General features: G+C 64.8%; 2 protein-coding genes. Both read right to left on the bottom strand.

The window, feature by feature from the left end; all coding sequences use genetic code 11:
- Positions 1 to 108: 108 nt before the first annotated feature.
- On the bottom strand, positions 109 to 1,233 hold the full coding sequence (locus BQ17_RS12740; RefSeq protein WP_089727637.1) for a glycosyltransferase: 1,125 nt from the start codon (positions 1,231 to 1,233) through the stop codon (positions 109 to 111).
- A complete protein-coding gene (gene asnB, locus BQ17_RS12735; protein WP_089727635.1) occupies positions 1,230 to 3,062 on the bottom strand; it encodes an asparagine synthase (glutamine-hydrolyzing) in 1,833 nt (610 codons plus the stop codon). Before asnB ends, BQ17_RS12740 begins: the two co-directional genes overlap by 4 nt.
- Positions 3,063 to 3,198 lie beyond the last annotated feature (136 nt).

Raw genomic sequence — 3,198 nt, 5'->3', positions numbered from 1 at the left:
AACACCGATTGTGATCCGTGTTTATCTGTGTCCATCCGTGGTTCTTCGGTGCGGTTCGTTTGAGAACACCCCCTAGGGAGCGTATCGTCTTCGTCAGCGAAGGGGCCGCTACCCCACCGGACATCGACGCGGCAAACCCATGGCTTCGAGATAGGCATCCGTGCTGACCTCGATCTCGTATGGCAGGGCCGCCCGTTTGAGCACCTCCCCCGGCAAGGGAGCGGCGAGGGTCGCGGCAATGGCCGCGGCCAGAAGCGCGTCGTCGCCCACCGGGACCAGGGTTCCATAACGTCCGCCGGTGAGGATTTCGCGTGGTCCGCTCGGACAATCCGTGGAGACCACAGGCGTTCCCAGGGCCAGCGCTTCGATCAGTACGAATCCGAGCCCCTCCCAACGCGAGGTGAAGGCAAACAAGTCCGCGTGAGCCATATAGGCATAAGGCTCGGGTAGGAAGCCCGGCAGGCTGAAGTCCTCCGCAATACCCAACTCCCCGGCCAAGGACAAGAGTCGTTCGCGGTAGTTGCCGCGTCCCAGGATCATGAGCCGGCAGGGGCGTTGAGCACGGACCCGGGCAAAGGCCCGAATCAGAGTCTCGAAGTCCTTGCGCGCGCAGAGCTCCCCTGCGCTCAGAATGAGGGGGACGCTCGGGTCGCCAAACCAGAGATGATCCGGTCTCGGCAGGGTGACCTCGAACAAGGATTGCGGGACCACCGGCGATGGCACCACCCGGATGTGCCCCCGCGCCAGGCCGGTGTAAGCGGCCATGTCATCGGCGACTCCGGCGCTGGTAACGATCACCCGATCCGCATAAGGGTACAGCCGGCCCATGGAGCTTCTTTGGATCCAGCGTTCCAGCGGGCCACGGGTAGCCAAATCGATGGAGATGGTCGTTCCCGAGCTGAAGACCAACCGGGCCCGGACCCCGGCCAGGAACCGAGCGAAGAGGGCCGTGCGGTTGACCCGGTCCTTATCGGACAGCATAACCACCGGCCGTTTGCGGCGCAGATAGCCTACGATTCCAGGCACACAGCCATAAGTATGGCGTGAGCCCAGGTCGATGACCTCGATGCCCGCCGGGACCTCCGGCAGCTCGGGCCCATGGCGGCGCACCTTGAGTAGGTCGACGCGATATCCGCGCCGGGCAAGCGCCGGTATCAGGTGCTTGGCGGCCCGGTCGACCCCGCTGTGCCCGGAGGTGGAGAAGAAGCAGGCGATACGCTTGGGGTCGGTCATGGCGGGGACGCGATCCATTCCAGGGGGTCTTCCTCGTCCGGAGCCGGCTTGAGCCCCGGCTGCTCGATGAAGAGGCGGTGCCAGATGGCAAACTGCATCAGCCCCCAGAGCTCGCGGGAGACCCCGCGTCCGGCCCGACCGGCACCGATCAGCTCCCCTACGGCCTCGGTCTTGAACCAGTCGCGGATGCCGCGATTCCTCACCAACCGGTCGCCGAGTCGGAGCAGCCTCTCGCTATGAAGCCAGTCACCTACGGGTACATGGAAGCCGCGCTTGGGCCGCTTCAGGTGCCCCGCGGGCAGGCGGGTTTCCGCCCATTGCTTCAGCAGCCACTTACCCTTGTGACCGCGCACCTTCAGCCCGTCCGGCAGTGACAGGCCGAACTCGACGATCCGGTGATCCAGGAAGGGCACCCGCCCTTCCACGCCGAAGCCCATGAGCATTCGGTCCGTCTTGACCAACAGATTGTCCGGCAGCGCCGTGCTCAGATCCACGTATTGCCGACGTTGCAGATCACTCCAGGCCGGGGGCGATTCCCGCCACGCCCGTAAGACGGGCTCCCGTTCCACTTGGCTCAGGGTGCTCAGCGCGGAGCCGAATAGACGCCGCCGCCAATGCCGGCTCCATTGCCCGCGGGTCCGAAAGCCCCCGCTACCGGGTCTGACCATACCCTTGAACCAGCGTTCGGGCAGACGCGGAGAATAGCGGCGATAACCCGCAAAGACCTCGTCTCCACCCTCCCCGGAAAAGACTACCTTGAGATGCTCGCCGGCCGTCTCGGCCAGGATAGACGTCGGCAGACAGGCGTAGTCGCGCATCAGCTCGTCCGCTGCCCAGATGGTATGCGGGATACGCCCGAAGACACGCCCCAAATCCAGCCGCAACGGGGTGTGATCGAGCCCAAAATGGGTGGCGATGCGGGCGGCCGCGTCCAGCTCGTCGGCCATGGTCGTGTCCCTGAAACCGACCGAGAAGCTGCGTACGGGACCGGCCCCCAACTCGTGGAGCATGGCCGCCAACACCGCGGAGTCGACCCCCCCGGACAGGAAGAGCCCGATCGGTACGTCGGAGCGCATATGCTCGCGCATGGCGGCATCCATGAGGAGACCCAGCGCCTCGCGGGCCTCATCAGGACCTAGGTTCCGCGGTGCTACATGCGCCGCGGACCAATAGCGCCGGGGCGTGATCTTGAGTGCCCGGTCGATAATCAGCGCCTGTCCTGGCAAGACCCGTTTGATACCCTCAAAAAGGGTATCCTCGCCACTGCTGTATTGGTTCCGGAGAAACTGTCGCAGTGCCGCCGGTACCAGCTCCGCGCGTTCGGGCAAGATCCTGAGAAGCGCCTTGATCTCGGAGGCGAAGGCGATCCTGTCCGGCAGGCGCACGTAGAAGAGGGGTTTGATTCCCAGTCGGTCGCGCGCCAGTATCGTGTGGCCCTTCTTTCCGTCATCCAAGGCAAAGGCGTACATGCCGCGCAGCTCCGAGAGGAAGTCCATGCCGTGGATTGCATAGGCGTTGAGAATGGTTTCGGAGTCCGAGCCGGTGCGGGGGGGGCATCCCTCCTTGCGGAGCAGGGCGTTCAGCTCCAGGTAGTTGTAGACCTCGCCGTTTGCGACCAGGGCGAGCTGCCCGTTCTCCGCCACCATGGGCTGGTGCCCGGTCGCCAATCCGATGATGGATAGACGGACCTGGGCCAGCCCGACAGGTCCGCGCGTGTGGATACCGCGATCGTCCGGGCCGCGATGAGCGAGGGCATCGACCATGTGCCCCAACTCACGGGGGTCCGACCTGGCGCCGTCGCGCATGATATACCCGGCTATGCCGCACATGGCATGAAGCCCATCACATGAGAAATCGGGGTCATCATCGTCGACCCGTCCGGGATGCACCTAGTGTAGTGCGCCATTCTGTTTGGAACTTAAGCGGCGATTGCGCGCGTCGGGCGTCAAATCGATCGCGGCGCCA

The organism is Candidatus Thiosymbion oneisti (assembly GCF_900092655.1).
Classification (GTDB): Bacteria; Pseudomonadota; Gammaproteobacteria; order Chromatiales; family Chromatiaceae; genus Thiosymbion; species Thiosymbion oneisti.
The sequence above is the reverse complement of the archived record's forward strand: the minus strand, read 5'-3'. Positions and strand labels throughout refer to the sequence as shown.